A 22,704-nucleotide genomic window follows, 5' to 3' on the forward strand; every position below is an offset into this window, starting at 1 on the left:
ATATTAATAAGATAATTCCATAAAACAAAATAAAGCCAGGGACTTCTCCCTAGCTTTATTTCTTTCAGAAAGACAAGTGTACTTATGGGACTTTAAAATCATTTTCGGACTATACCAAAAATATTATGGTTAAAATCATTATCCATGAGAATCACCTCTTTCAATATTATTATGTACTTATTTTAATTTATTATTCATCATTTTAAATTTAAAATAATTGAATTACATTTCCATTTTTGCCACAACAATTCTTATATTTCTTGCCACTTCCACATGGACAAGGTGCATTTCTACCTGAAGTTTTTTTACATACTACTGGTTTCTTAATACCATCCTTTTCACTTATAGTTTCACCCTTATATTTCCATAGCCTCACGTTTTTAATGAAATCATTGAACACAGTGCAAACTCTGTTCTCCTCGTCCTTATTAAGAGTTTCCTGTATACCATCTAATACATCTCTAATAATTGCATTGCTATCTCTATATTGAATATCTAAGGCTAATATATTCATATTCTCGATAACATCATCCCTATCCATATCAAACATTTCATAAAATTCTTTAATAAATTTACTTCCTGCCTGGCTTTTGTGAAGATAATCTCTTTCTGACATCAAAATTAATTCTTCTTTTTCAATCATAGTATAATCCATAGCATTATCAATTTCTTCTAATATTTCTTCATAGTCTTCTATTTTTTCATTAATAAAAATAATTCTTCCATCTTCATCTACAGATCCATAATATTGATACTCAGAATACAAAGCTGATTTTTCTAATAACTTCAATAACATTATTTCATCAATATCAATTGTATATCTTTTAATTAACACTTTAATATCATCAAACGCTATAAAACCGTAAGCTTCAATCATTCCTTTAATGATACTTATAATCTCACTATTCTTTTTAATTAATTTTCTAAACTCTAAAGTATCATTTTTCTTAACTATATCTTGCATTATTTTTGGCATAATAAATACAGGTTCATTATCTTTTAAACATGGAAAAACCATCCCTTCCTGCATTAAAGCTGTATGCTTTATTGCCTCATTTTCTAGGAAATTAATTATTCCATTACTTTTTATATATTTCCGTAATAGTTTAAACATTTTTTCATCAAGCAGTTTCATTTCACTGCTAATACACTTTTCATATTCACCCACATATTTTTCAACTGCCTTTGACTTATTTAAATTTGATGGTATCTTTAACCCAATATTTTCTCCTAAAACTTTAATTTGATCTTTTGGACATGATTTTATAAGCTCCTCTAAATCAAATGAGCATTTTCCTTTATAAAACAATTCCATAAAACCATTAGCAACATTATTATCTAAATGATCATAGTACTTATCTAACTCCTCATCTAGCACTTGTTGTATAGAATTGTCTCCACTAAATTCACTATTATGTATTTGATCATAAATTTTATCAGTAAGCCTTTGAGAAATATCCCTTAAATTACTACTTAATAAATCAAATTCTAAATCTTCATTATGTAATGGTTTCTTCCTGCTAATTTTATATTTTATATTATTTTGTGGCAAATATTGCTTCTCATCAGATTTTTTTCCATTATATCCGCAAATTCCATTTCTAGGAGAAATATATTTGTTATTTCTTGCTATAATTTCTATTTGAGTAAATTCTTTTGGCACTTCTAAAACATCAACAACCTCTAAACTTAAATTAGTACTTGATCCAAAATCGTACTCATATCCAAATTTCTTACCAACACTTAATACATCTTTTAAAAATAAGTTCATCTCATACAATTCATTCATATTATCAGTTAATATTTTACCATCAATATAAAAAGCACTTAAATGCCCACAACACTCAACCCAAATATCTCTAATAAATTTGTCTAAATGCTGCAATTGCAGGTTAGTATCTATTGATACATAAATACAATATTTATTCGGTTCGTCCTTGTCTTTAATGGAAATGATAAATTGGTTTCTTGTCCCTTTAGCTGTTCTCATTTGTTTATCAATAACTTTTTTCATTTCTGGACAATTTTTCATATGCCTTTTAATTGTTCGCTCCGTTAATTCTTTCTTACAATAATAACATTTACCTTGCAACGTTACATCTCCTTTAGTTTAAGTACAACTCTACTTTCTTAATAAGCACATTATATACTAAGATTATAACTTATTACAAATATATTCTTAAAAGAAAAATATTCAGAAAAAATTTCATTCAAATTAGTTAATTTTGAAATTTATTTTATCAACAGTGCTGAAACTCCACTTATTATATAGGTTATCATAGAAAATATTAAGGCTACCAAAAGAAAACCTGTCAACACTACATTGTATTTTACAATATCTGACATTGATATAAAATTTGTAAATCCAAACATATTTAAGATTATTATTATTAAAAATATTAATAATAATCCCCCAGATGCTCCATTTATATCTGCTCTACTTAATGAGATATGTGATGAAATACATATAGCTAAAAATAAAAACAAATAAAAATAAGGATTATCAAAGTTTGATTTTGTAAATATAGTTCTTATCAGCTCATAATATGAATTTGTTATTCCTTTAATAACCTCAGTATTTATACTTGTAATACTTAGATTACGAGTTGAGATTTTTATAAATTCTGCATACGAAGCAGGCAATAGGACTTTCATTAATAATATTAATGAAATTAATCCTCCAAAGATTGGGGCTATACCTATAAAAAAGTTTCCTATCTGCTGATAAATACTCTTAGGATTATAAGAATGTCTAACATACCCTAAAGTCCCACTAGCATCTGGTTTCTGTAGTAATTTCATATCTGTTATAGAATGTTTAAACAAAATTGCAATTAAAGCATGGCTACATTCGTGTATTGGAACCCCAATAAATCCAGTTATCATTACAGATTTAAATCCAAAACTTTTCATAAAATTCTTAAGAGCCCCATTCCTTAAAACTCCTAATAGTAAGCCTATTAAAATAATCATTCCGGTTAAATATATTGTCTCTATTAAAGGTTTTATTAATAGAATTTCTAATATTTTCATCAGTTCATCTCCCTTAAGCATAAAATAATTCTGCTATCTTTTCTTCATATAAGTATTTAATTATCTCTATATTATTATAAATACTCTTATCTATGTCACGAATTATATTACCATAGATTTTTGACAGATGTGTAACAAATCACATTGTTTTTTATTAAAAAATTCTTACAATAAAATAAAACATCCATGGTTGAATAAGTGTCTCCAACTACATGCATGTTTTATTATAGATATTCAATTTAAGAGTTTAACATATAAATGGAATATGTATACACTCTTGAGAAATTAAAATTTTATCTCTACACTAGAAATATGATACATTTTTTCTGGATCAGGCATGTGAAATTGAGCTGTTGAAGGTTGTTAAGCAGAGAACCCAAATCTGTGATTTGGTGTGAATCGCTTACTCAGCGAACGAAAGTGAGTCGAGTTTCCTCTAGGGCTTGTTTCATTTACAGCTTGTCTAAAAGTGAATGTCCAAAAAGTAAGTGTCCAAATTTTATATTTGGAAACACGAACTTTCTCCCTGGAGCTTTTATATTTGGAAACATGAACTTTCTCCTTGGGGATTTTATATCTGGAACACGCTGAAATGACGACAAGCCCACATTTATAACCTTCCAGCGAAAATTTCACTAGTCCTGCGGAAGATAACTGTATCATATTTCGGTAATTGTTACAGAAGTCTAATTCTCGCTTTGGATATTTATACATCTTTGTTATACTTATGCCTAATTTTCTCCTAAATCATTACTTCTACTATAATAGGAAGTATGTAACATCTTTTCAGCCAATTCACTTAATGGCTCTCCATAAAACTCATTATAAAGCATTTCTATTTCAGGATTTTTATGACTTAATCTAAGCTTCATCTTATTATCCTTATCATATAGACTCATTATACGTTTTTCATTTGCTTCTTTAATTTTGTCAATCCTATGTTTTGCTTGTCCACCACCGCCTATGCATCCACCAGGACATGTCATTACTTCTATAAAATGATATTGCTTATCAGAAGTCTTTAGTTTATCCATCATTTTCCTTACATTATCAGTACCATAGATAACAGCTACATTTAATGTTATATCTCCAATATTTAAACTTGCTTCTTTCATTTCCTCCATACCTCTCACTGGTTTAAGGTCATACAAGGTATCTGGCACCTTTTCCTTAGTAATAAATTCATAAGCTGTACGAAGTGCAGCTTCCATTACTCCTCCAGTATTTCCGAAAATAACACCGGCACCAGATGCTTCTCCCATAACTCTATCAAACTCAGAATCTTCTAAGGAATTAAAATCTATGCCTTTTTCTTTTGCCCACAAGGCTAATTCTCTTGTGGTAATAACATAATCCATATCTCTCATATCATCTATATCAAGATAATTTCCTGCATCCTTCATTTCTTCTCTTCGTATTTCAAATTTCTTTGCAGTACAAGGAGTCAAAGCTACATTAACTATTTTTTTAGGATCTATGTCCATACTCTCAGCGAAATAAGATTTTACTGTTGGTCCCTGCATACCAATTGGACTTTTTGAAGTTGATATATTGGGAATTATTTCAGGATAATAAGTCTCAGCAAATTTAACCCATGCAGGACAACAACTTGTAAACTGTGGTAAGTTCTTATTTTTTTTAACTCTTTCTATTAATTCACTTGCTTCTTCCATAATTGTTAGATCTGCTCCAAAATTAGTATCAAGGACATAATTCACTCCTAATTTTCTAAGCAGTGCAACCATCTTACCTTGAACAAATGAACCATCTTCCATTCCAAATTCTTCTCCCAAAGAAACTCTAACTGAAGGCGATGTATTTACAATTACAATTTTATCTTTATCATTAATTGCCTCCATAACCTCTCTAAATTCATAAGTTTCTATTATGCTATCTACTGGACAGACATTTGCACATTGACCACAATTTATACATATTGGAATGTCATTAGTCTTGCTTAAATCATAATAACCTAACACTCCTATGTAATCTTTGCAGATAGTTTTACACTGACCACACTTTATGCATTTTTCTTCGATTCTCATAACCGATGGATTTCCTGGTTCAATTGGAACACGAACTTCTGTTGACATGTGTTTACTCATTTACCTCTCTCCTTTTACAAATAAATTTTAACTCAATACCCATTATGTAATTCTCTAATGCAAAATCAAAATATTCTTTTTGAATATTCTGAATATTTCTATACTTATATTTTCCTACAAATTATCGAAAACTGCAATTATTATATAAATTTTTCTATTTTTTTATAATCTTTATTCCGACAAAAAATATTTTCCTGAATGATATAGATATTAGTTATTATGATAACCTAATTAAAGCTTACAAGAAAATTCTTGTAAGCTTTAATTATATCTTATATTATTTCTTTTGTTGTTTTGATAATATTTGATCCATTTGATCTACTAATTGATCAAATTCCTTTAATAAATTATCTACTGATTCACTTGTTGTTACATCAACACCAGCTTTTTTAAGAGTTTCTATTGGATAATCAGAAGAACCTGAAGTAAGGAAATTCCTATATTTCTTTACACCTTCTGCTTCACTTGCATCAGTTCCTTCGGTCATGTTTTTTACTAACTGATTTGAAGCCGCCATAGAAGTTGCATATTTATAAACATAAAAGTTCATATAGAAATGAGGAATTCTTGCCCACCATAAATTAGCTAGTTCATCATCTTGGAAATCATCGCCGTAATATTTTACCATAAGATCTTTCCACATACTACTTAAAGAATCAGCCGAGATACCTTCACCTTTTTCAACTCTCTCATGTATCATTTTTTCGAATTCTGCATACATTGTTTGAGTATAAACTGTGCCTCTTATGTCTTCTGCCAAAGTATTTATATAATAAAGTTTTTCATCATCAGTTTTAGCATTGTTTATTAAATATCTTAGCATCATTAACTCATTTGCTGTAGAAGCTACTTCTGCTGTAAATATTGGTTGTTCACTATTTACATACTTTTGAGTTTTATTTGTATAATAAGCATTCATAGCATGTCCAAATTCATGAGCTGTGGTAAGTACTGAATCAGCACTTCCATCATAATTCATTAAAACATATGGGTGGGTATCATAAGTTCCCCATTGATATGCACCAGAGTATTTATTATTTGTTTCATATACATCAGCCCATCTGCTTTCAAAAGCATTACTCAAAACATCAATATAATCTTGACCTAGCGGTGCTAACCCTTTAAGCACAAGCTTCTTTCCATCTTCATAAGGAATTTTAACATCAAAATTTTTAGTTAATGGAACATACATATCATATAAATGTACCTTGTCTACTCCTAGTATCTTCTTTCTTAAAGTCACATATTTATGAAGGCTATTGACATTCTTGTCTACAGAACTAACCAAATTATCATAAACAGCTACAGGAATATTCTCATCTGCAAGTGCAGCTTCTTCAGCAGAATTATATTTTCTTTCCTTAGCAAAAAATTCATTTTTCTTTACTTCTGCATTTAAAGTAGCTGCTAAAGAATTTTTTTCCTTATCATATACACTGTATAATTCTTCAAACCCTTTTTCTCTAAAGTCTCTATTTTGATTATCTAGCATAGATCCATAAGAAGAATTTGTTATTTTAAAATCCTTATTTTCAGGGTCTTTAATTGTAGGTAAAAATCCTTCCATATCTGTTTTAAGCTTTGAATATATATCATCTGGAGATGAAGCCATATCTGAAGCAGCTGCTAAAATCTCTTCTTCACCTTGAGAAAGAGTATGGGCTTTTTCTTTTAATAGCCTGTCTATATAGTGTTTATAATCTGCCAGTAATGGATCTTCCATATATTTTTTTATTGTGTCCTCTGATTGTGCAAGAATTTCAGTTTGAATAAATGCTGTTGCTACCCCTACTTGTGAATTCAAACTTTCTGTTAAAGATTTCTTTTCTGAATTCGGACTATTTGATTCATCTTCATTTGATTTCATACTTGCGTATACATATAATTTTTCAACTATTCTCATCATTTCGTCTTTTGTATTAAGACAATCTTTTATACTTTGTGCACTAGTTAAATGCCCTTTAAAACTATTTAGCTTTGGAATATATGTTTCTGTAACTTTTTTGTAATCAGCGTCAAAAAGGTCTTTAGTTGGATATATATCATCAATACTCCATTTATACTTTTGATCAACTGAATCTCTTGTAACAGGTCCTGCTGCAAAAACTGCTGATTGACTTAACAAAATGCTTAATGCTAAAGGTACACAAACCAATTTCCTTTGTAGATTTTTTTTCATAATAATTATTACCCCCTTTTAAGATATTATTTACATTATAAACATTTTGTTGATATATTTCCATAGTTTTCTAGAAAATATTAATTTTTTAATAAAAATATACCTATTACCTTAATTATTTATAATTAACAACCTTATTAATAAATTCAACCACGATAAAAAATATCGTGGTTGAATAAATATTACTTTCTTACATAGTTTTTATAAATCATCATATGTAATAAGTTCTACTGCTGCTTCTTCAATCCATTTTCTTGTGTTGGGATCACATAACATGTCAACTTCCATCGGTCTTGGCATAGTAAGAGAAGAGTTCTTTAATATATATCCATCTAAATATCCAGGATGGCATATAAACATATAATATCCCTCATCTTCCGCATTCTCAATCATCTTCTTTAATGCTTCAAATGGTTCATAATTCGGCATCATGCTGTCCATACTAACATATACGTCTTTATTAGAAATTTTTATTGCTTCACCGCCAAATGACATTCCTGAATACTTTAACCCATATTTCTCTGCAACTATCTCTAAGCCTTTAAAGAAATTTGTACTAGAAACTGCATGTCCCTCAAAATAATGTGGCTGTTCGCCCACAAGTTCTACAAATTTTTTATATTGTGCTTCTATTTCAATAATAACTTCCTCTAAAACCACAAAATCTTCTTTTGCCTGTCTATATTCTTTAGATGATTTAAATTCACCCTTTTCATTTGTAATACTAGGTATTAATGACGGATCTGTAAGTGGTTTGCCTACACATATATTTGTATGTTGTCCAAAGCAAACTTTTGTATCTTTTAGTAGATTCAGACCATGAATTGTAGCAGGCATATTAGTCATGACTCCTACACTTCCAATTAGACCTTCTTTCACACTTTTTGCTATACCATAATTAACTCCTTCTGAATATCCTAAATCATCAGCTCTCAATAATAATTTTTTCATTACAAATCTCCCTTCCATAAAAAACGAACTCATTATGAAATCTTAATAATTTTCTCTAACTTTTTTTCACTTCCTTGATTTAATACTTCTATATTATTATACTGCTCTGAGTTTGTCACAATAATAGCTGAAATAGTTGAATATCCAGCTGCTTCAATATCTGGTATTGAAAATGTCATAATTAACTGACCACCTCTCACTCTATCTCCCACATTAATCACTGGGTTAAAGCCCATTCCATTCATTTTAACAGTATCCATTCCCACATGAATTAAAATTTCAATTCCATCATGGCTTTTCAAAGCAATTGCATGTTTAGTATGAGCTATTAAGAGAATTTCTCCATCAAAAGGTGCATAAACTTTACCCTCACTAGGTTTCAAGCCACACCCTTTTCCCATCATTCCTTCTGAAAATACTCCATCGTTAATTTCCTTTAACGGAATTATTTCACCCTCCATTGGACCATATACATATCCATTTTCCGCATTTTCTATAATTGTAACTTCATGTTTCTTATCAATAAATTTTTTAAATATATTCATTTTATCACCTTACCTTTTATTTTTGCTTTCTTACAATTTGATCATCTTTCTTAAAACCAAAGGAATATGTAACTATTGCTGCAACAACTAAAGAAATAATTGCTGTAATGCAAGCCTGAATAAAGTTTGATGCTGATCCTCCTGCATATCCAATTAAACAAAGCACACTTGCTACTGGAATCAGTGCATACGCAGTTACTCCCATCATTCCACCATAGAGTCCTCCAGCAAAGCCACCTACAATCATACCAATAAACGGACGCTTATACCTCATACCTATTCCATAAAGTCCAGGTTCAGTAACCCCTCCAACAAGACAAGCAACTAAATACCCTACACTAAGACTACGCTGTTCCTTATCTTTAATTCGAATTGCTGCTCCAAGACACATACCTGCAACAGCAAAACTAGCTGCTACTGCCGCTGGACTCACAAAACCTTCGTACCCATTAGTAGAAAAAACAAGAATTAATGTACTAATTAATACAAGATGCATACCACTCATTACCAAAAATTCCCAAAGAGCACCAATAATTGCAATTCCAAGAAAACCTGCAACACCATTAATACCTAAAAGCCCGTTACATATATACTTTCCAATAAATGAACCTGCTGGTCCTAATACACAAAGTGCTATTGGAAGTATAACTACAATTGTTAATGCTGGTGCAAAAATGGTCTTCAATGCATTTGGTAAATATTTTTTAAAGAACTTTTCAATATAAGACATAACCCAAACTGACATGATAATTGGTAAAATAGTACTTGCATAATTCTGAGGAGTACAAGGAATTCCAAATACAGAAAAAGTTACTCCCTTAGTTGCCATTTCAACAAAAGTTGGATGTAACATAATCCCACCTAAAAACATAGCTATAACAGGTGTCACTCCAAATTTTTTAGCTGCAGTATATCCAACTACAATTGGAAAGAAGTAAAAACCAGCATCCCCAACGAAAGTTAATAACTTATATACATCACTTGACTCACTAATTACCCCAAGCATACTTGGTCCAAATAATGCTGCAAACATTTTAAACATTGATGCTGCCATAAGAAGTGGTATCAATGGTGTAAGACACCCTGCAAGTCCATCTAGTATGCTGCTACCTATATACTTAAGTGTAACTTCTTTCTTTGGCCGATCAAGATTTTCGTCAAGTTTTGAAGTATTTTCAAAACCACCAATTTCACAAAGATATTGATAGACATGTTCTACTGTCTGCCCAATAATTATTTGAAACTGCCCACCAGCTTTCATTACACCTATAACACCAGGAATATTCTTAATTTCCTCTTCATTTGGAACACTTTCATCTTTAAGATTAAAACGCAGTCTTGTCATACAATGAGCTAAATTGGCCACATTTTCCTTTCCACCAACTGCTTTTAAAACATCTTCTGCGATCTTTTGAAATTTTTCATTTTTACTCATATTTTTTCCTCCCCATAAATAAAATTAATAAAAAAACCAAAGCCATATGAATTTATTTTCATATTAGCTTTGGTAATGCCTCCATTACGAGTTACAATCCTTAATCTTCAATTGCTCTATTATTAATGATTCTATTAATGTGAATCATTAGATAAAGTAGTTCATCTTCCGTGCTTTCTTCTTGTAATTTTTTATCAATATAATTTCCAATCATAGAAGCACATTCATACACTTTAGGATTTTTTTCCTTCATAGCTTGAACAATTATAACGTTATCATCCATGAACTGTTTTTTCTCTTTAATTCTCTTTAAATAATATCTTAGATGCATAGCAAATCTATTATAGTTAAAGTCACTTCTATCTATAGTAAGTGAAAAAAATTCTTCTATCTTATCAACAACTTCTGAAATTAAAACTTCTGTATCTGTTCCATCAGTTATAGGTTCGTTTTCTTCCTCTGCATTTACAAGATGCATAGCAATACTTGTTATTTCACTTTCTGGAAGACTTACAAATAACTTTTTTCGAATTAATTTGACTGCATATCTTCCAAGCTCTGTTTCTTTTGGATATAGCTGTTCTATATCATACGAAAATACCATCTTCATTTTTTTATACTTCTTCATTCGTATCATAGCAAAATTTATATGATCTGCCAAACCAACTACAAGATTAGGATTCAAACTGCATTTTAATATTATTTGAGCTTTATGAACAATTAGTGCAGCCACCTCAAATACGTTTTCTGGAATTTCTTCGATCAACTTATAAAATCTATTGTCAATCCGATAAAATGTCATTGAAATTATACTTAAATCCAAAATCTCATATGGCATTTGAGAAAAACCAATTCCTTTCCCAAAGGCAATCAATTCCTTATTATTACTATCTAAACATATTGCCACATTGTTATTAATCTTCTTAATTGCCCTCATAAACTAACTCCTATTCAGATTATTTATAAAACAAAAAACTCCTTGAAGCATCAACTAAAAAATAGGTAATGCCTCAAAGAGTAACAATCCTTAATATGATAACATTATATTCTATAATGTTTTTCATGTCAATACGTTAATAATAAATAGCTCATATAGATATCCCAAACAAGAATTAGACTTATGCAACAATTACCAAAATCAGATACATTTATCTTCCACTGGACTAGTGAAATTTTCGCTGGAAGGTTCTAAATGGCAGCTTGTCGTCATTTCAGCGTGTTCCAGATGTAAAATCTTGACAAGCTGTAAATGAAACAAGCCTCCATTAAGAACCATCATCAGCTCAATTTCACATGCCTGCTTCCAGAAAAATGTATCTGATTTCTAGTGTAGTGTTACGAGTATAATTTCTCAATTATACATATGTTGAATTATTAATTTAGATATCTATATCATAAAACAAGTATTTCCTATTCAAAAAATGTATTATATACTTGTACATCAATTTCACTTACAGTTTTTGTTGTATGGTCAAAAGAAATATTTACACTCACTTTATTAACTGTATAATTTAAAATAGCAATGCTACCATCTGGTTCCTTTATATCAGAAACTTCACTTGTTTTTTCTGCCATAACCTTTTTTACATCATCTATAGACATACCTTTAAAATTAATTCCATCAACTAAGATATTATCAAATCTGTATTTCTTACTTTCAGAAGTTAGATTTGTGAATTTCATTTTGTATTCGCTAATCAAACAATCTTTATATTCTTTACTTTCTTTAGTATTGTTAACAAAATTAATATTTCCTAAATTATACCCGTCTTTATTTATATATCCTAAATAATAGGTCATTTTATCAAGCTTTAACCCATCGATTCCAGACTTAAAGTTTAAATCAGGCGAAACTGATAATCCACCATTAACTATATCCCCTACTTTTGATTCTCCAACTTTAAATTCAACGCCCTCAACGCTTATTGGAATTGGCTTAATTTCCTTAAGTCTATCTCCAGGTTTAGAACCAGCACAACCTGCAAAAGTTACTGAAACTATTGCTCCTATTAAAATAACTGCTATTTTATTTTTTATATTTTTAAACATTACTTACCTCCAAGATTAACCAATTGTAAAATTAAATTATTAATATTAAATTTCATCTATTTTTGGGTTTTCTTTAAAACCAGTTTCTTCTGAATTCGTATTAATCCCATTATCATTTTTTGGCTTTCTCTTAAAAACTTTAAATATTCCTTTAAATAATCCACCTATAGCAACTATAATAACTATCCAAACCTTTTTAAATATTAGTAATATTTTAGCTAATAATCCTACCTTAGCAGCACCTGCACCAGCTCCTCCTGCTATTAATGCAGTAAGCCCTATTTCTGCAGCTTTATCACCTTTTATGTAATCTGAATATCTTTTTCCTTCTTTATATGAATATTTACTGATTATTGTAGCTAGTTTAGGCTTTACCTTATCCATTTCATCCTTACCAGCTACTAAAGTAACTTCAGTAACTCCACCACGACCTAAAATTCTAACATTATAATTAACAATTTTTTCTCCTTTTGAAGTACTTAACACAGACCAAACTAAATTATGTGTATTTGGATCATAATGTGGCTTTTCATCCCAACCTATTATATCTATTGTTGACTTTCCACTCTTCCTTCTTTCTGCATTATCTTCTTCAGTCCCCTTTTTTATATCTGCAAGAAGTGCATCAGCATCAATATTTTTGGAATCGCTGTCTTTAATATATCCAATATCATCGAACTCAAATAAAACATACCAGTTTTCTTTTTCATCCTTTGAGAATACAATTCCTTGTTCTTTATCAGTAATAAAATTATCCATTTCCTTCATTAATTTTTTTGCATCTTTACCATCTGCAAAAACATATTCCTCAGGCAAATCAAGTTTTGCTAGATCAGTTCCAACATCTACAGTCTTTGGCCCTTCAATCCAATTGATCTCATCAGTACCATTTGTCGAATCACTTGCATGCACAATGCTTGAGTTGGCAATAACTATAATCGCCACTACCAATACCGTTAATATTTTTTTAAACATCTTTTCTCCCCTAACTCTTTTTAATTAAATATTTTTTTAAGTAGTTATAAGCCTTAATCATCTTTCATTTTATCTTTCGTTAATTTTTTTCATAACAGACACATCCCCTTATCAATATTTTACCTATTGTATGATATTACATTTTAGTATAATTTGTATATTATACTAAAGTATAGTATTGAACCCAAAATGTTTTAAAATTAATTAACTTAAACAACTTTTTGCAATAAAAAACCACTAAAAGTGGCTTGTCTAAACTCATTTTTAAACAATTCACTTTTAGTGCTGTCAGAAAAAATTTCTTATTTTCAATTCAAGTTTTATAATTATTTTATTAGTTTGCTGTTTTTATTAATAGCTTTATTAATTTCATCTTGTGAAGCATCGATAAATCCACCTGGCACCCAATGATAACTAGGATACAAAGAAGCATATTCTTTTTGAATTTTATTTTCTATATTAGTATCAATAAAACATTTAGCCCCCTTTAATTCATAACTTCCACTTTTATCAATAGTTTTTTTACTGCATTTCGAATCTGAAAATATAAATACTTGTTGCTTTAACGTACCAATGTATAGCTGACTTTCAACTTTATTTTGCAAGCCCTTTTGTTTTAATTCGTCTTCCGAAAATATAACTCTATTTTCAAAGACTTCTGATATCTTATAATACTTAATCGGCTTCACTTCAAATAAATGCATTTTCACATTACTATTTATGGAAGCATTAATAAATTGCTTAGGTGTAATTATATCAGAAAACAAAATATTATTGGTATCTATCTTGGATTCTTTTGTATTATCATAATTGATTTCTACTTGATTTCTATGTTCCGCCATACGTCCTAGGGCTCCAATTATCATCACAATAAATATAACTGTTCTAAATATATTACTTAGATTTAATGGCTTTTTTTCTTCTTCATATAACCTTTTTGATCTAATTACTTTTTCAGTTTCAACTTCTTCTAATAAATTATCTTTATAGAATTTAATTTGTCTAACATACTTTCCTTCCAATTTTGCTTCTATATTTTTCAAATATTTTTTTATTAATTTATTATTTTCATCAAAGCTCAATAGCCTTTTAAAACTTTCTCTTGCCATAATTAAATCATTACTATAATAGTAACAATAAGACATATAATCTAATGCAAATTTATCATTATTATTATAGGACAGCCAAACTTTAAAATATGGTACTGCTTCACCAAAAAGTTCATAGGAGACCAAAATCTTTCCTATATGTAACACACATTCTAGATCATAATTATTTATTTGAAAAGCTAATTTATAATATTTTAAAGCTTCATTCATATGATTAAATTCATAATTATAATCACCTATTGTCCTCAACAATTCAGGGTCTTGATCAAATAATGCTTTTGCCTTATTTAAGGAAATATATGCTTTTGCATAATTTTTTTCTTGCAATGCCTCATAACCTTCCTGCCTTTCATATAAATATTCATCGATAATATCTCGATTTATATCTCTTACATAATCATATTTAAGCTTGTTTGGAGTTTTAAGATTTTTTAAAATTTCATCAACTATAGTTTCTGAGTGTTTATTATATAATTTTATTTCATTTCTACTCCATGTAAAATTATTATTAAGCTTAATCCATATTTCCGCAGGTAAATATTTATGAGTACACAAGAAGTTAAATAGCATATCTTCAATAGTTTTAAAGCTCTCTGCATTCCAAAGTACATCTGAATTTAATAATTCTTCCCATACAGTCGTATCAATCCTGAGATAAATATTTTTGTATATTTCCTCTAATCTATAAAAAAATTGCTCTATCTGTTCATTAATATTTATTTCAGGATTTTGAACTTCATTGTAAATTTTAACAATACTTGAATTTCCACTAATTTTCTCATCATATTCATATATAGATGAATTAAACTCTGTTAAATCTTGATTATTTTCCTCCTTTAAGTTCTGTAAAGTGCTATTATTTAAATTGTAAGAAACTCCTTCTAAGTTACTAGTATTATCATACTGATTAACATTATTTTTCTTAGAATACATAATAGCTTCATCATATGCTTGTCTAAGCCTTTGATAACCTTCTGCATCATCTTCTGGATTATGTACTTTTAATAGTTTGGCATAAGCTTTTTTTATAGTTTTAGTATCACTATCATAAGGTATTTCTAATATATCCCACCAGCAAATCATTAATAATATTTCTCCAATTCATCTAGTTTCTCAGAAAATAATTTTGCATACTCTTTAATTAATTTAGGATTTTGAGTAGCCAATATTCTTTCAAATTCAGCTAATAATTTTTCAATATATTCACGCATATCACCAAGGGCTTCTTCATATAACCTTTCACCTCTTGCTAATAGCAATCTATTTTCTGTTCTATCCCTCGGATGAATTTTAATTTCTTTAAGCACTTCCATACGTTCTTTTATTTCTTCCTCAGTCATCGATCCTGGTGCTTTTTCAATTATTAAAGCTTTCTTAATCCCAGTACTTTCTACTGTAGCTTCAACTTCCAGTAGTCCATTTATATCGTAAGTATATCTTACAGCAACAGCTTGCACTCCAGCTTTATCCTTAGGAATAGGAACTTGAAATTCTCCTAAAGCTATATTATTTTCCACTCTTCTGCTCTCACCTTGATATACTTTTATACTAATATGAGTTTGATTGTCTGCCGTAGGTACTAAATTTTCTACCTTGCTTATTGGAACTGGTGAATTTCTTTCGATTATTGGCAAATAATATCCAGCTTCATAACTTTCACCATTCATGCGTCTTGCTACTGCTACACCAAGTGTATATGGACATACATCTGTCAACACTAATTCCTTTAAATCTGAGTTTTTTTCTTTTAAAGCAGCTTGAATTGCTGCGCCAAGTGCCACTGTTTCATCAGGATTTATATTAGAAAAAGGTAGCTTATTAAACATTTTGCTAACCACATTTCTCACTAAAGGCATCCTTGTACTTCCACCTATCAAAATTACAGCCTCAATTTCACTAGGAGATATATCTGCATCCCTTAAAGCTCTTTCTACTGGGTGTCTTAATCTCAAAATTAAATCTGAACATAATTTTTCAAATTTACTTCTATCTAATTCTATTTCAAAATTTTGTTCATCAACTACCAATTTCATTGTTGCATTATCACTCATTGATAATGCTTGTTTACATAATTCAGCCTGCTTACATAAAGCTGATACTGTTTTCTTATCTAATTTATATAGATCTAAATTATTCTTTTCAATAAAATATTCAACTAGAAGTTTATTAAAATCTTCTCCACCAAGGAAATTATCTCCCGCTATAGACTTAACCTCCATGACTCCTTCAAATAATTCAAGAATAGAAATATCAAAGGTTCCTCCACCCAAATCAAAAACCAAAAATTGAGTTTCATCATCTTCTTGATGAAGTCCATAAGCTACAGCAGCTGCTGTTGGTTCACTAATTAGTCTTTCCACTTTCATTCCCGCAAGCTCACCAGCCCTTTTAGTTGCTTTTCGTTGAGCATCATTGAAATATGCAGGGACACTTATTACTGCTTCTTCGACAACTGCCCCTAAATAACTCTCGGCATCTTCCTTTAATCTTTTCAAAATAAATGAAGATAATTCTTCTGGAGTAAAAGTATAAGCTCCAAGATTCATTTTTTTAGCTGTACCCATAAATCTTTTAAAATTTGCCACCGTACACTCTGGATGTGTAATAAGTCTTTCTTTCGCTACATCACCAACTAATATTTCATTATTTTCATCAACACTAATAACTGATGGTGTTAAATTTCTCTCTAAAACATTAGGTATAATTCTAGCTTTCCCATCTTCCCAAACAGCAACCAAACTGTTTGTAGTTCCTAAATCAATACCAATAACTGCCATAAAATCCCTCCAATTTCATAGATATAAAAACAGTAATAACTATTTCTTCTCTTACAATATTTTTATATCTATTTATATAATTTTATCTCTCATGTAAATTATACCATAAGAGATTAACCTGCCCAATATACTAAAATATCATATAAAAATGACTAGCAGAAAATACTGCTAGTCATTTAATTACTAATCGTTATTAACTTTCAATGTTTCTTTCCACACAGCTTCATCTCTAAAACCAACAAGTACAAAATCTTCTCCAACTAATATTGGGCGCTTAACTAACATTCCATTTGTTGCTAAAAGTTCAATTTGTTCTTCTTCTGAAAGAGTTTTGAGCTTTTGACTTAAATTCATTTCTTTATATAAAATCCCGCTAGTGTTAAAGAACTTCTTAATTGGTAGTTCGCTTTTTTCAATCCATTTTTGAAGTTCCTCAGCTGTTGGATTCTTTTCTACTATATGTCTATCTTCATAATCAACTTCGTGATCATCGAGCCACTTTTTTGCACGCTTACATGTTGTGCATTTTGGATATTCTACAAATAAATACGACATTATTTCACCACCAATTTTACTTTACTTATTATTATCAAAACCTTGTTTTTTAATTGTAGGATAAACTTCTGGATAATAAACATATTTATAAAGACCAGAAGTAAGCTTACTCCAGTTTCCTTCTTGTTCTCGACCAATATCCCTTAAATATGTTTCCATTGTTTCATCATACTTTTTAATATTATCTTCAATTATATCCTTATTATATTTCTCATCATGCCTAAAAGTATCAAAAGGAAGTCTAGGCTTCTTTTTTGAATTATCTTTAGGATATCCAATTGCCAAGCCTGCTATAGGATACGTATTAGACGGTAATTCTAAAATTTCAATTATTTCCTTTGGATTTTTCCTAACTCCACCAATTGGTACTATTCCAAGTCCAAGGGATTCAGCAGCTATTATTGCAGCTCCCATAGCTAATCCTGAATCAAAAGTTCCAACAATAGTTCCTTCTATACTTTCATTAATAACTTGTTTTAGTCCATTTATCTCAGCTGCAATTTTTGTTTTATAAAAATCCATTATAAAAATTACAAATACAGGTGCATCATCAATCCATTTTTGGTCACCAGCGAAATGTGCAATTTTTGCCTTTGTCTCTTTATCTCTAATAACAATTGCTGAAGTCTGCTGTCCATTAATAGATGAAGGCATTGATTGTGATGCTTTTAAAATTTCATCAATTATTTGATTATCTATATCTTTATCAATAAAGCTTCTAATCGATCTATGGTTTTGTATTACTTTTATAGTTTCATTCATATTATCACCTCTAATTAATAATTATTGTTTGTTAATATCAATTCTAGAACTTTTTCTATAAATTTGCAACCCTTATTATTATAATTATGTAAAAATATAATCAAAAGAAACAGTATAAGAAATATTTAAAATACTGTTTCCTTCTGAGTAAAAAATTTTCTTTAAATTATAAAAGTTTCTTAAACTCCTCAATATGTGTTTTTTCTTCCTCTATAATTTTAGCTAGTACATCTTTTACATCTTTTCTTTCAATACCTTCATACATCTTTGTATATACTTCTACTGTAAGCTCTTCTGATTTAATAGAATACTCTATAGCACTCTTTAAGTCTTTAAACGCATCTTCTTGAGGTGTTTTCTTATCAAATACCTTGTTTTCAATTAAATCTTTAAAATACGAAGTCACTTCTGGATCAAAAAGATAATCATAATCCTCATTTATTTTACTTGATAACTCATCATAAAGCTTAGAAAATAATTCTTTATGCAAAATTTCTTGTCCTGCTGCTGCTATTAAAAAATCCTTTAATCTCCCATCGGCATATTTAGCGCCATTAGTATAGAAAGCCCTCCCTTCTTCCTCCATTAACATTGCAACCTTCAGAATTTCTAATTCATTAAATGTGTTTGACATATTAATCTCATCCTCTCATACATTATATTTTTTATTATTCAAGCATTTATTAATAAATAAAATTTATTTCAAAAATTAATCAATTAATACTTTTAAATTTAAAAGTAAATATGGTTTCCTTTCCTGGTATACTTTTCACATCAAATTCTCCATGATGTCTTTTAACTATTACATCATGTGCTATAGTAAGCCCAACTCCAGCAGCTGTCCCAATTTCCTTTGTTGTAAAAAATGGATCAAATATTTTACTTAATACATTTTCTTCTATACCAGGACCATTATCACTAATACTACAACAAACTTTACCATCTTCTTCAAAGGTTCTAATAATTATTTTTCCATTTTCATTATTTTGACTCTTTATTGCCTGCAATGAATTTGTGAGAAGACTCATTATCACTTGCCCTATTTCACTTCTATTGCATATTATATTAGTGATTATCCCATTAATCTTTTCAATTTCTGCAACACTCTTCAAATCATTATTAAGTAGCAAAACTGCCTCATCAACAATTATATTTAAATCATTATTGACCATTTCATCTTCAAAGCCAGTTTTAGCAAAATTTTGTAAACTACTAACTATCTTTGATACACGATTTGCGCCATCCAATGAATCTTTAATAATTCCTCCCATTTCCCCCATTATGAAGTCTATTTTTAATTTCTTTTCCATGTCTCTAATATAAGCCTCTTCTTTGCTCATATTATAATTTTCTATATCTCTTTCATCTAAATTCTTTCCTTTAATTATTCCTCTATATTCTTCTATCATTGTTTGTATTTTTGACACAAATTTTGATAAGGTCTCTAAATTGCTTCCTAAATACCCAAGAGGATTATTAATTTCATGTGCTACCCCTGCTGCCAATTCACCAATTGCAGCAAGTTTTTCCTTCTGTATTATTTGAAATTGTGTATCTTGCAAAGTTTTATTTAATAATTTCAATTCATTATTTTGTTTCTTTATTCTTTCAAACATTTCTTCTAACATAATTGCATTACTTCTTGTTTTAATTGCTGCTTTTAATCTCGCAAAAAATTCAACTTCCTTAATTGGTTTATTAACGTAATCATCTGCTCCATTTTCAAAACATTTCTTAAAGCTGTCATTATCAGTAAGTGATGTGAACATAAGAATTTGAATATTATTATATTCTTCTTTTGACCGAATTATCTTTAATACATCAATTCCCGTCATTTTAGGCATTACTATGTCAAGAAGTATAATATCAAAATTATTTTCACTAACCAATTTTTCAACCTCTGTTGAATCATTGCAAATAGTAACCTCACAATTAATATTAGATTTTTCCAAGTAATCATTTGCTATCTTTAAATTTAATTTTTCATCATCAACAATAAGTATCTTCATAAATTAACACCCCTATACTGATATTTAATTTTACTTCTCATAATCCTGTGCATTATTTATTGGTAAGGAAATGATAAATGTTGCACCTTCTCCAACACAACTTTTAACATCTATCTTTCCTGAATGCTTATTCACAATAATATCATGAGAGACACTTAACCCTAAACCAGTTCCCTGTCCAACAGGCTTTGTTGTAAAAAATGGATTAAAAATATCCTTTAAATTCTTCTCTTCAATTCCATTTCCGTTATCACTTATTTCACATTTTACATAATCATCTTCACAATAGGTGTGAATTTTTATTATTCCTTGAACACCTTTGGATTTAATGGAGTGTGATGCATTTATCAGCATATTTAAAATAACTTGATTTATCTCACCACCAATTGCTTGTATCACTGGAACTTCTTCAAGGTCTTCCTCAACTTTTGCATTATATTTTATCTCATTATAAGCAATAACAATTGTTGATTTAATGTTACTGTTAATGTCATAATCCGAAAATTCATTTGAACTTGCTCCCCGTGCAAATCCAAGAAGGCTTTTAACTATCATTTCAATTCTATTTAGTCCATCTTTAGACTCAGTTATAATATCATCAATATCTTCAAAGACAAAATTCATTTTATTATTTTTTTTATACTCAGAAACCTCTGAAAACTTTGTATCATAATTTTCTTTATCTTCTATTTCCAAAAAATTTTCAACTTTAAAGTATAAATCTAAAAGTCCCTTGATTTTGTCTTTATATTTGCTTAATGTATAAACATTACTTTTTACAAATCCTAACGGATTATTTATTTCATGAGCTATACCAGCAGAAAGTTGTCCCATTCCTGCCATTTTTTCTTGATGAATAATTTGGCCTTGAAGTTTTTCAATTTTCAATAGATTATCATTATATTCCTTTTCACTTATTTCAAGACTTCTTTCTAATAAAAGCCTATCTTTTTCAAACTCATTATATGCAGAATTAACTGATTCAATAAATGATTTAAATTCCTCTGAAATTTCATCTTCTTTAATATACTTGTTTAATTGCCTTTGCAAAATCTTATTAATTTTATCCATATTACTCTTCCTCTCCAATGAGTGTAATAGTCATTGTTTGATTATGAAATTCAGTTACTGAATCCTTATTAGATGGTGCTATTTCTCCATAAGAATAAAATCCAGTTAAAACAACATCTTTTCCAAAAATGTTTCTTACCACTTCAATCTCTTCATCGCACATTTGATTCAAAACAAATTTTCGTCCACAACAACTAACTATTATTCCAAGCTGAGGCTTATTATAACTAATACTTTTAATACAATTTTCTGCTGCCTTAGCCGCACCATTAATCAAATTATTAAAGTTAGCTCTCATTAATCTTGCGTGATATCCCTTAGGTATTTCGCCAACATATTTAAGGCTTCTCTCTTTCTCATTAATACTTGAAACTGTCCTAACAACGTTAAACTTATTGTCATCTGATCTTATATTTAATGGAAAAAATAAACCACTAGCTGGTAAATCCTTTGCATATTCTCCCAAATATTCAACATATAAATCCAAAGCAGGCTTTCCATCTAATTCATATAAAATGTTTTCATTTGATTTTGTAATTTTTCTTTCTATTCCAAAAGTATTCCAACCACCAACTGAACCATACCCAATTTTAATATTTTCCCCATAAAATGCTATGACTGCAACTGAATTTTCTTCAGCGTAATCATTTGCAATAACAAAAGTTTCAAAATACCTATCATCATCTGCTGCAAGTCCTCCTGTTATTTTAACTTCTTCAGGAAGGCCATCCACTAATCCTTCAATAAATTTACTACCATTTATATTCATCCCTTCACTAAGTACAAATAAATGAGATAAATTTTCTTTTGGGATAGAATTTGCTATTTTTATACCTTGTTTATAACATTGTTTAGAATCAAAGATCTTTGATTGAAAGAATTTCACTTCAGTTCTTTTAAACTTTATTGCTGTAACTGTCAGTACATTATCATTAACCTGATCATTATATACCTCTCCAGCAGTTGAACACCCAATTATATATGCTGTTTTATAATACCCTCGAATCTTATCAAATATATCTTTGTTGCAAATAAACTCCTTTGACCCAAACATTAGGATTAAATTTGATTCTACCAAAGTACACATTTCACTGAGTTTATCTATATCATTTATTTCGTTAAATTTAAATTGCTCAACAACCATATTTA

General features: G+C 29.3%; 18 protein-coding genes. All 18 read right to left on the minus strand.

All coding sequences use genetic code 11. The annotated features are described in order from the left end of the window. Positions 1-208: 208 nt before the first annotated feature. The 18 genes from L3B98_RS26275 to L3B98_RS26360 all read right to left on the minus strand — a co-directional run bounded on the left by L3B98_RS26275 (position 209) and on the right by L3B98_RS26360 (position 22,699). Complete coding sequence (locus L3B98_RS26275) at positions 209-2,092, minus strand: SEC-C metal-binding domain-containing protein (RefSeq protein WP_238918885.1); 1,884 nt, start codon at positions 2,090-2,092, stop codon at positions 209-211. 140 nt (positions 2,093-2,232) lie between these two features. Further along, complete coding sequence (locus tag L3B98_RS26280; protein ID WP_238918886.1) at positions 2,233-3,033, minus strand: hypothetical protein; 801 nt, start codon at positions 3,031-3,033, stop codon at positions 2,233-2,235. Between the two features lie 731 nt (positions 3,034-3,764). Beyond that, on the minus strand, positions 3,765-5,138 hold the full coding sequence (locus tag L3B98_RS26285; protein WP_238918887.1) for a [FeFe] hydrogenase, group A: 1,374 nt from the start codon (positions 5,136-5,138) through the stop codon (positions 3,765-3,767). A 277-nt stretch (positions 5,139-5,415) separates the two neighbouring features. Beyond that, positions 5,416-7,317 carry an oligoendopeptidase F gene (gene pepF / locus L3B98_RS26290; RefSeq protein WP_238918888.1) on the minus strand — a complete coding sequence of 634 codons (1,902 nt, stop codon included), beginning with the start codon at positions 7,315-7,317 and terminating at the stop codon, positions 5,416-5,418. Positions 7,318-7,518: 201 nt separating this feature from the next. Further along, a complete protein-coding gene (locus tag L3B98_RS26295) occupies positions 7,519-8,268 on the minus strand; it encodes a ChbG/HpnK family deacetylase (protein WP_238918889.1) in 750 nt (249 codons plus the stop codon). A gap of 32 nt (positions 8,269-8,300) precedes the next feature. After that, positions 8,301-8,813, minus strand: a complete 513-nt coding sequence (locus L3B98_RS26300) for a PTS glucose transporter subunit IIA (RefSeq protein WP_238918890.1) — start codon at positions 8,811-8,813, stop codon at positions 8,301-8,303. 16 nt (positions 8,814-8,829) lie between these two features. Next, positions 8,830-10,248 carry a PTS transporter subunit EIIC gene (locus tag L3B98_RS26305; protein WP_238918891.1) on the minus strand — a complete coding sequence of 473 codons (1,419 nt, stop codon included), beginning with the start codon at positions 10,246-10,248 and terminating at the stop codon, positions 8,830-8,832. Positions 10,249-10,348: 100 nt separating this feature from the next. Continuing rightward, positions 10,349-11,185: a PRD domain-containing protein gene (locus L3B98_RS26310; RefSeq protein ID WP_238918892.1), complete on the minus strand. Its 837-nt coding sequence runs from the start codon at positions 11,183-11,185 to the stop codon at positions 10,349-10,351. Between the two features lie 473 nt (positions 11,186-11,658). Then, positions 11,659-12,297 (minus strand): hypothetical protein, encoded by a 639-nt coding sequence (locus tag L3B98_RS26315; protein WP_015392536.1) that lies wholly within the window; start codon positions 12,295-12,297, stop codon positions 11,659-11,661. A 45-nt stretch (positions 12,298-12,342) separates the two neighbouring features. After that, complete coding sequence (locus L3B98_RS26320; RefSeq protein WP_238918893.1) at positions 12,343-13,272, minus strand: DUF2167 domain-containing protein; 930 nt, start codon at positions 13,270-13,272, stop codon at positions 12,343-12,345. Positions 13,273-13,598: 326 nt separating this feature from the next. Continuing rightward, the gene (locus tag L3B98_RS26325; RefSeq protein WP_238918894.1) at positions 13,599-15,464 is read right to left on the minus strand and encodes a J domain-containing protein; all 1,866 of its coding nucleotides are present in this window, start codon (positions 15,462-15,464) and stop codon (positions 13,599-13,601) included. Continuing rightward, a complete protein-coding gene (locus L3B98_RS26330) occupies positions 15,464-17,158 on the minus strand; it encodes a molecular chaperone HscC (RefSeq protein ID WP_238918895.1) in 1,695 nt (564 codons plus the stop codon). Before L3B98_RS26330 ends, L3B98_RS26325 begins: the two co-directional genes overlap by 1 nt. Positions 17,159-17,341: 183 nt before the next feature. Continuing rightward, positions 17,342-17,713, minus strand: coding sequence for an arsenate reductase family protein (locus L3B98_RS26335; protein ID WP_015392532.1), 372 nt, complete (start codon positions 17,711-17,713; stop codon positions 17,342-17,344). Between the two features lie 21 nt (positions 17,714-17,734). Beyond that, entirely contained in the window at positions 17,735-18,475 is a 741-nt protein-coding gene (locus tag L3B98_RS26340) for an NADPH-dependent oxidoreductase (RefSeq protein WP_238918896.1), read from the minus strand. Positions 18,476-18,641: 166 nt separating this feature from the next. Next, on the minus strand, positions 18,642-19,109 hold the full coding sequence (locus L3B98_RS26345) for a ferritin family protein (protein WP_015392530.1): 468 nt from the start codon (positions 19,107-19,109) through the stop codon (positions 18,642-18,644). A 79-nt stretch (positions 19,110-19,188) separates the two neighbouring features. Beyond that, positions 19,189-20,484 (minus strand): response regulator, encoded by a 1,296-nt coding sequence (locus tag L3B98_RS26350; protein ID WP_238918897.1) that lies wholly within the window; start codon positions 20,482-20,484, stop codon positions 19,189-19,191. Between the two features lie 30 nt (positions 20,485-20,514). Beyond that, positions 20,515-21,555: an ATP-binding protein gene (locus L3B98_RS26355; RefSeq protein ID WP_238918898.1), complete on the minus strand. Its 1,041-nt coding sequence runs from the start codon at positions 21,553-21,555 to the stop codon at positions 20,515-20,517. Between the two features lies 1 nt (position 21,556). Beyond that, a complete protein-coding gene (locus L3B98_RS26360; RefSeq protein ID WP_238918899.1) occupies positions 21,557-22,699 on the minus strand; it encodes an FIST N-terminal domain-containing protein in 1,143 nt (380 codons plus the stop codon). Between the last annotated feature and the right edge of the window lie 5 nt (positions 22,700-22,704).

The sequence above is a fragment of the Clostridium sp. YIM B02555 genome, assembly GCF_022320955.1.
Lineage (GTDB): Bacteria > Bacillota > Clostridia > Clostridiales > Clostridiaceae > Clostridium > Clostridium saccharoperbutylacetonicum.